At 58.0% G+C, this 7,919-nt stretch carries 6 protein-coding genes; 3 read left to right on the forward strand and 3 right to left on the reverse strand.

Annotated elements, in window-relative coordinates:
• Window positions 1-243 precede the first annotated feature (243 nt).
• A complete protein-coding gene (locus tag ACU0FH_RS01575) occupies window positions 244-1,044 on the forward strand; it encodes a LytTR family DNA-binding domain-containing protein (RefSeq protein ID WP_446193056.1) in 801 nt (266 codons plus the stop codon).
• Between the two features lie 387 nt (window positions 1,045-1,431).
• Here the strand turns inward: ACU0FH_RS01575 and phnE are convergent, their stop codons facing one another.
• From phnE to ACU0FH_RS01590, 3 genes are all read right to left on the reverse strand, one after another.
• A complete protein-coding gene (gene phnE, locus ACU0FH_RS01580) occupies window positions 1,432-2,235 on the reverse strand; it encodes a phosphonate ABC transporter, permease protein PhnE (protein WP_446193057.1) in 804 nt (267 codons plus the stop codon).
• Entirely contained in the window at window positions 2,228-3,061 is an 834-nt protein-coding gene (locus ACU0FH_RS01585) for a phosphonate ABC transporter ATP-binding protein (RefSeq protein WP_446193058.1), read from the reverse strand. Before ACU0FH_RS01585 ends, phnE begins: the two co-directional genes overlap by 8 nt.
• Window positions 3,062-3,127: 66 nt before the next feature.
• Window positions 3,128-3,979, reverse strand: coding sequence for a PhnD/SsuA/transferrin family substrate-binding protein (locus ACU0FH_RS01590; protein WP_446193059.1), 852 nt, complete (start codon window positions 3,977-3,979; stop codon window positions 3,128-3,130).
• A 105-nt stretch (window positions 3,980-4,084) separates the two neighbouring features.
• Here ACU0FH_RS01590 and ACU0FH_RS01595 point away from each other — a divergent pair, with 105 nt between their 5' ends.
• Both ACU0FH_RS01595 and phnF read left to right on the forward strand, forming a co-directional pair.
• Entirely contained in the window at window positions 4,085-5,206 is a 1,122-nt protein-coding gene (locus tag ACU0FH_RS01595; protein WP_446193060.1) for an alpha-D-ribose 1-methylphosphonate 5-triphosphate diphosphatase, read from the forward strand.
• A gap of 4 nt (window positions 5,207-5,210) precedes the next feature.
• Window positions 5,211-6,032 carry a phosphonate metabolism transcriptional regulator PhnF gene (gene phnF / locus ACU0FH_RS01600; RefSeq protein ID WP_446193061.1) on the forward strand — a complete coding sequence of 274 codons (822 nt, stop codon included), beginning with the start codon at window positions 5,211-5,213 and terminating at the stop codon, window positions 6,030-6,032.
• Window positions 6,033-7,919 lie beyond the last annotated feature (1,887 nt).

A 7,919-nucleotide genomic window follows, 5' to 3' on the forward strand; every position in this document is an offset into this window, starting at 1 on the left:
CGTCTGTCGGGGGTCCGTCAATTGATCCGAAGTTCCACATCTGCGGATTGGGCGGCTGGGAATGGACCGCAAAACCGCCAGCAGCGATGCCTTTCGAACAGAAAGGCGCCCCGCTCTCAAGAAACGTAGCACTAGTCTTGGCCGGACAAACCACGCCTCCCACTTATCTAGAAAAGCTAGTATATTGGTTATGTCACCGCAAAAGGATGACGACGGACGAAGCGAAAGAGCGGAGTGCAAAGCATGGTGCGTATTACGAGTTGGCCACGCGACTGGAACCCGCGTGAGCGTTGGGAGGATTTTCTCGCTTTGGCCAGTATTTTCCTGGCGTTGGTGTTCACCACGCTCAATCCCGAACCTTCTATGGGCTTGTCAGCCCTGCCGCGTTTCATCTTTTGGCTCGCACATATCCTGATTTTGCTCGTGCTCCTGCACGTCGCGCAGGTTGGACTACAGAGGATATCGGGGTTCAATCGGCTTCATGCTTGGGTGCAGGTTTTTGTATCGGGAGTATCGGGCACGCTACTCTTCACTCCCGTGGCGCTTATGCTGGAGTATCTCTTCTTTGTTGATGCGGCCCTGCAAGACACGGCTGAATCATTCGTTCACTCACTCGCGACTGAGTTTGGCGCAGTGCTGCCCGGCTCAATCCTCGTTTGGTTCTGTCTTAACGCCACGCGTCTGCTGCGGCTTCCGGATCACATTGCGCCGGATAAACCGGGTGCATCGGACCCGATGAACCATTTTTGGAGAAAGGTCCCCGACTCTCTTGGCCGCGATCTCGTGGCGCTTACAGCCGAGCTACACTATCTGCGGGTTCGAACCACCGAGGGCGATACGCTTATTCTTTATCCCTTCGGCCGAGCTGTCGAGGAACTGGGTGACCAAGGGTATCGGATCCATCGGTCGCACTGGATTGCGATCGAGCATCTGAACTGCCTCGAGCGTAAAGGCGACCGATATTTCTGTCGAACCGATACTGGACTCCGCCTCCCAGTTAGCCGCTCCTATCTCCGCACGATCCGGGACGCGTGCCGGTCCTGACGAAAACTTCCAGAGAGCGGTATTGAGTACGGGTGAAGCAAAAACGTGAGCGGCGCAGATCGATATGTTTCCTCAGGCGGCCAGCATCGGGGCTCTTTCCGGTAAATCCGTTCAAGCCGCACGAAGGTCCGGATTGAAAGGAACGGATTGCGAAAGGTGAATACAATTGGCGACCTTGCTCAACCCTGCTGCCTGCGCATTCCTGACGATCGTCCGGAAAGCAGCAAATGACCGCTCCCGTCCAATAACGCAAAATTCCTTCCAAAGATTTGGATTTCAACGTCATTTCGAGGTGGCTGCACGGACAACCAGTGTTCCCCGCCCAATGCTATGATCACGCCCACTGGATAAGAACGTCAGTTCAGCCACTTCCGCAGCGAAGACGCGTTATTGGACGCTCACCCGCAGACGGTCAGTCACGTATTCCATCACGAGCACAATGGCAAAAATCGCAAGGATGATCATCGAGGCGTTCTTGTATTGGAACAGATCAAAGGCAACCTTCAGCTCCTGGCCGATCCCGCCCGCGCCAACGAGGCCCAGAACGACCGAAGACCTGACAGCCTTTTCCAGCGCAAAGAGTGACGTGTTGATCAGCGACGGCGCAGCGTCGGGAAGGATCGCGCCGAAGAGGATCGAAAGACGATTTGCGCCGATGGCCGAGAGAGCCTCCTGAGGTTCCTTGTCCGAATCCTCCATCGCCTCGGCAAAGAACCGGCCGCAAAAGCCCAAAGTGTCCACGACAATTGTCATCGTACCGGCCACCGCGCCCAATCCGACTGTCGCGACGAAGAGGAGCGCCCAAACAAGGTCGGGCACCGTGCGCAACAGGGAAACAAAAGCTTTAACGAGGTAACCCCCACGACCCAACGGGGTAATGCCGCGCGCCGCGAGCCACCCGATGGGGAGACTGAGCAGCACGCCGATAGCCGCGCCGACCAGTGCGATCTGAAAGGTTTCGATGATCCGCAAGCCGATCCGTTTGAGAAAGGCCGGATCGGTGTTCGGCGGCAGCATCCGGTCGACAAGCGACACCATGCCGGGCAGACCATCGGCGAGCTGCCGGGGTGTCGGGGACACCGATTGCATCGAACTGATGATCAGCGCACCGGTTCCGACCAGCAGGATGAAGGTGATTGGCGAGAACCCTGACCAGCGCCCTGGCATCGCGTGTTGCCGCGCTTCATCCATTGAAGGTTTCCTCCAGATCGCGGTTGGTGAGATCGGCACTGGGCCGGTCAAGAAAGATCCGCCCGTTCCGTAGGGCGATAACACGGTCCGAGAACTCGCAAGCATGTGCCATGTCGTGGGAGGTAAAAAGCAGGGTGATCCCATGCTCCCGACATAGCCGGGAAAACAGCTCCATCACATCGCGCCCGGACACCGGATCAAGGCTTGCCGCAGGCTCGTCCGCGATCAGTAATTTGGGCTGTCTAACAAGCGCGCGTGCGATGGCCACCCTCTGCTGCTGCCCGCCCGAAAGCGCATCGGCCCGCCGTTCGGCAAATTCACCGAGGTTGACCTCGTGCAAGGCCCTCAGCGCGGCAGCGCGCCATGACTGAGGCGCGATGGTCTGACTGAACCCGCGCCAACTCCCCTCGGTCCCCAGCATCCCATGCACGACGTTCGACAGAACGGTGCGCCGCCTTACAAGACAGTGCTTTTGAAATACAAACCCCGTGGCCCGGCGAATACCTCGCCGCTGAGCGGCATCGGGACTCCGGCCAAAGCTGTGGTCCATCACGCTTATTTGGCCACCGGAATTGGGGTGAAGGCCGATAAGGCATTTCAGGAGTGTAGACTTGCCGCTCCCGTTCGAACCGATCAGCGCCACACGTTCGCCCTCCCGGATCGTCAGTTCAATCCCTTTGAGAACAGGCGTGGCCCTGTCATAGGTTTTTCTGAGGTCAGTAGCAGAGAGGATCGGCTTACCCTGCCCTTGCGCTGAACCAGCGAAGGCATCCTGCGCCGTTTCCGTTCGGATACCGGCACGAATATCCTCTAGCAATTCTGACAAGCTTCACTCCTCAAAACAGAGAATGGCGGAGCAGGCGTGCCGCCCCGCCCGATTGGCACCTAGAGATCACTCGCCAACAAAGGCCGAAGTATCGACACCAATGGTCTTGTACATCTCGCGCACATAGTCGTAGTCGGCGTCATTGACCTTGGTGAGGAAAAATCCGCCCTCGTACTTCTTGTTGTCTTCACCCTTGATGACTGCCGCCATCAGTTCCGCGCTATCATTGACAAAGGCGTTGGCGATCTTGCCCAGATCATTTGCGTCCATATCCTTGCGGGCGACAAGAATGTCGTTCGGCAGGTCGCGACCACGTGCGATCACGGTGAAGGACTGATCGGGGAACGCTTCGCGGATACGGCGCAGGTGGCCTTCGTTCATGCCGACCGCCTGCACATCACCACGGATCAGAGCTTCGATCGCGACGTTTCGCGAAATAATCTGTGGCTGGTAGTCGGACGCATAGGCAAGACCGAAGTCGGAGAGAACCTGTGCCGGCCCGAGGTGCTGCGAGGTGGAGCCGACCGAGCCAAAAGTCACGATCTTGCCCTTGAGATCAGAGACCGACTTGATGTCGCCCTCGGACATGGTGACGATCTGGGCGTAGTAGTTCGGACGCTGCCAGGCCACCACGATCTGAGCGCTGGAAAGCTCTTTAATCACGACATACTCGGCCGGGCCGGTAAGCACGAGATCGACCTTGCCCTGGTTCAGCGCTTCGACGGCCGAGGTACGAGACGACACCGGGAACAGTTCGATATCAAGGCCCGTCTTGTCCTCTAATACAGCTTCGAAGGCTGCAAATTCCTGCTGCAGGGCTTCGAGGCCTTCGACATCGGTAACGGCGAACTTGATGGGTTCAGCAGCAAGCGGGGTCGCCAGGACAATGGCGGCTGCGGTCAGAAACTTGCGAAACATTTTTGGCTCCATGGGTAATGCTGTATACACAGCAATGTCACATGGATGGGATAATCGATTCCTGTAACGACACCGTGACGGGTGCAAAGTCGAGGTCAGGAAACGATGACGAATTGGAAGATAACGGGTGGCCGAGTTCTCACCCCCGGCGGGTTTGAAGAGATCGATATCAGTATTGTGGAGGGGCGTCTTTCGCTTGACGATCACTGCGGTGGCAGCGAGCTCGCCTGTGAAGGTTGCCTCGTATTGCCAGGTATCGTGGATGTGCACGGCGATGGGTTTGAACGGGTGATCCGCCCGCGCGCGGGCGTTGACTTCCCTCTTCCCGTTGCACTGCAGGAAGCCGACCGGCAGATGATCGGCAACGGCATCACGACCGCCTATCACGGGTTGACGGCGTCGTGGGAAACCGGCCTTCGCAGTTTCGATGCCGCGCGCACCTTCCTCGATATCCTTGCCGATGTCGCAGCGACACTCGACTGCGATACGCGCGTGAACCTGCGCTGGGAGGTTTACTGTCTTGACCCGCTGGACGAGTTGATCTCTTGGCTCGACCGTAGCCCCGACATGGTGCTGTCCCTCAACGACCATCTAACCGCCTACCTGGATCTGCCGCCGGACCACAGAAAGATTATCCGTATGGCGGAGCGCATGGAGACTCCACGCGAAGATGTCGTTGCGCAGATTGCCGCCCTTCACGCGAGGATCGATGAGCTTCCCGAAGCGATTGCCAAAGTGACCAAGGCCGCCACGGCGCGTGGGCTGACGGTCTTTGCCCATGACGAAACCTCGCCGGATCAACGCCGAGCAAACCGTGCCCTTGGTGTCTCCGTATCCGAATTTCCGATGACATGGGACACGGCGCGCGAAACGGCCGCGGGCGACGAACATATCGTGCTTGGGGCGCCCAACGTCCTGAGGGGCGGTAGCCAGAACAATGCGATTGACGCCGAACCGGCCATCTCCAGCGGCCTCTGCTCCGTCCTGTCGTCCGACTACTACTATCCCGCTCCCCTACTCGCGGCCTTTGCGCTTGTGGACCGCGGTGTTGCCCCGCTCGAAACGGCGTGGAGACTGGTGTCCAGTTCACCGGCCGAGGCGGTGGGTCTCTCTGATCGTGGAAGGATCGCTGAAGGCCTCCGTGCCGATGTATTGATCATCGACGCTGAAACCCGCAGACTGAAAACCGTTTTCGCCGGCGGAAGGAGGGTGCTTCAGCGTGACTAGGCAGATGAACATCGACGGCGTGGATGGCGCGGCTCTGGAGTGGCTGCGCGACATCGGGCGTGCGCCCTATCTGCCCAAGCAGCACCGCGCGATCTGGTTGCAGGTGTACGATCGGATCGGTGATGCCTGCCTCAGCGGACCGCTCATCCCCGGCTCGCGTCTGCCCGGCGAGTTCGACCTTGCTGAACTCTTTTCCGTTAGCCGCCTGACCATGCGCAAGGCACTCTCCAAGCTGCAGCAGGAAGGCCAGTTACAGGCACGAAAGGGGGTCGGCATCTTTGTTCGCCGTAGCCGGACAAGCTACACGGTCGATGACGATCTTCGCTTTTCGCAAAGCCTGGAAGCCAATGCCGACAGCATAGAAACCCGCACAATGGAACTGACGCGCGTCCCGGCAGACAAACAATCCGCCGCGTGGCTGGCTATCGACGAGGGCACCGAGATCATCCGCCTCAGCCGCCTGAGAATTGTCGATGGCGCCCCGATCTACCTGGCCGCCAAGGACTTTCCGGCCGATAAATTCGAAAACTTCGAAGCGGCATTTGCCCCTGCTCAATCCGTCACCGACGTCTACCGCGCCCACGGCATCGACCATCACATGCGAGGCGAGACCCGCGTAAACGGTAAGTTCGCGAACCGCACGGAGGCCGAAGCGCTGCAGGTCACGCATCGCACGCCCCTGCTGCAGGTCATTTCGGTGAACCTGTCTCCCACGGGCACGCCTATCGAATACAACCGTGGTCGATGGGTTTTCTCAGCCGTCGAACTGGTTTTCGGCGCGCGGCACGCATCGGCCGTAAGCCGATCGGCTGACTTTGGATCTTAGGCTGGCGGAATTTTTGACCTAACTACCAAATTTAATCGATAACTCATAATGAGTTTTCGACCTTTAGAATTAAGCTTGGATGTCGCTTGAGTACGAGCGACGAGCGCGGTCCAACTTCTTAGGAACCCGTACTGTTCTGTTTGATCTGACCCCGAGCACCGCGATGTCATTGCACCCTGAAACTGGGCTGTAAATCTGGCCAAGGAAGTAAACCCGGTTCGTACTACTCGGCCATTTTCATTGCCGGTTCAGCTTTTAATCCCCCTACATCACCCCCCAGAGATTTGAGGGAACCGCCTACTCTCCAAACCACCGTGCGCAGGGCTACGCCAAAACTTCGGGAACGCTTTTCAGCGGCACGCGTTAGAATACTCCCATGATGAGAGGACACAATTCAGGAAGTGTGGCGTAAGTGGACGTCTGTCTGAATTACAAGGATTGTTTCCTACGTGTCCCGTACCCCTGTACTTCCGCTACATCCAAAGGGCACCGTCCCGGTTTTGTCTGAGATGCAGGAATTCTGCCAGACCAATGGCAGAAATGGGAGGACCTCAAAAGGCAGCAACGCGATGCGCGCGGACGGCCCCGTACGCCTCCCGGTGGTCGTCGTTGGCCCGAAGCAGAGCTTAGGCACATCTCCTCAATCAAAATGCGGCGGCAGGCAGCCGCAAGAACAGCCAATGATGTAGCCGATAGCGCTTGACACGATCTCAAGCGTACTCTGTTCGACCGGCTCATGTCCGGCGATCTCATCGCATACGTGACACCGAAGTCACCTGGCGATCCTCATTTTCAGTTCCCTCGTTCGCTTTGGCAATAACTTCGGCTGGTTACCGTGCGCGATAGGTTGGTTGCAGGAATGCGAACGTGCGCAGGATAGAGGCCAAAATCATGAATCGTCATCATCGTTCACGGCTCTATCTACCAGTTGGTAGATAACTCGCCACAGCGCGCACGCTGGCGCAGGCTCATGGCTATTGTGGCCTGAATTTCAGGGACATGGCGGCGAAGGTCGGTATCAGGCCCCAGCCTTGATCACTATTTCTCAGCAAGGCTGCTGTTGGCTCCGCCGTGGTCAGACGGCATTGCGAGAATCGGAAGGCGGCCCATGAGCCGGTTGCCCGGACCAATGATGTACCAGCGGCCTGCTTGCTTGCCTATCCGGGGATCTTTCGAAAAGGCTCTGGACGACGACAGTCGCATTTGTCTCGCAAGTTTTTTTGTCAGCCCAGATCGATGATGTGCCGGACGAGCTGCGCGGGAAGATTCGCGCATTCGTCGACATCAACCTGACATGGCTTGCCTAGCGTCTGTCCACGTCCGAGCCCGATGATAGGCCATGCGCCGCGCGAATGCCATTTACGCGGCGGTGGCAGGGGCATAATTGACAGCGCGCTTCGGGCGGATTGCGCCGGTATGATGTGCTCCCAACAACCTATCGGAACGCTGTTCTTTTCAAGGCGTAATCCAGTCCAATGCGAACTTTGTGACCGCGAGTCCGCGATGAAACCCGCACAACGCTGCCCCGCTGCAATCCAGCGATCTCCATGCCGAGCTTAGCGTAATTGCAAAAGAAGGATCCTATACCGAGGTTTCCAAGGCTTGCCATCTTGGCCCGACAGGGACTGTCCATTTGCAGCGAATGCCCACGTATCTATTGCCGGTAGGCACTCTCCGTTCCATTTCCTAATAGGACCAGATTTTGCCACATCCTGCATGATGAAATGCCCCATCATTGGCGACACTCCCCCCTCACATCCCGCCAAACCCCGCGCGCCCGACGCTGTCATACGCCACGAACCCCGCGTTGCGGGCATCCTCGGGCGTGTAGATGTTGCGCAGATCGCCCAAACGCGGGTCGTTCATCGTCTTCGCCAGCGCCTTCAG

It is taken from the genome of Heliomarina sp. (genome assembly GCF_052826185.1).

Coding starts and splice junctions, on each gene's coding strand:
- ACU0FH_RS01575 (WP_446193056.1), top strand. CDS start 244: ATGGTGCGTATTACGAGTTGGCCACGCGACTGGAACCCGCGTGAGCGT.
- phnE (WP_446193057.1), bottom strand. CDS start 2,235: ATGGATGAAGCGCGGCAACACGCGATGCCAGGGCGCTGGTCAGGGTTC.
- ACU0FH_RS01590 (WP_446193059.1), bottom strand. CDS start 3,979: ATGTTTCGCAAGTTTCTGACCGCAGCCGCCATTGTCCTGGCGACCCCG.
- ACU0FH_RS01595 (WP_446193060.1), top strand. CDS start 4,085: ATGACGAATTGGAAGATAACGGGTGGCCGAGTTCTCACCCCCGGCGGG.
- phnF (WP_446193061.1), top strand. CDS start 5,211: ATGAACATCGACGGCGTGGATGGCGCGGCTCTGGAGTGGCTGCGCGAC.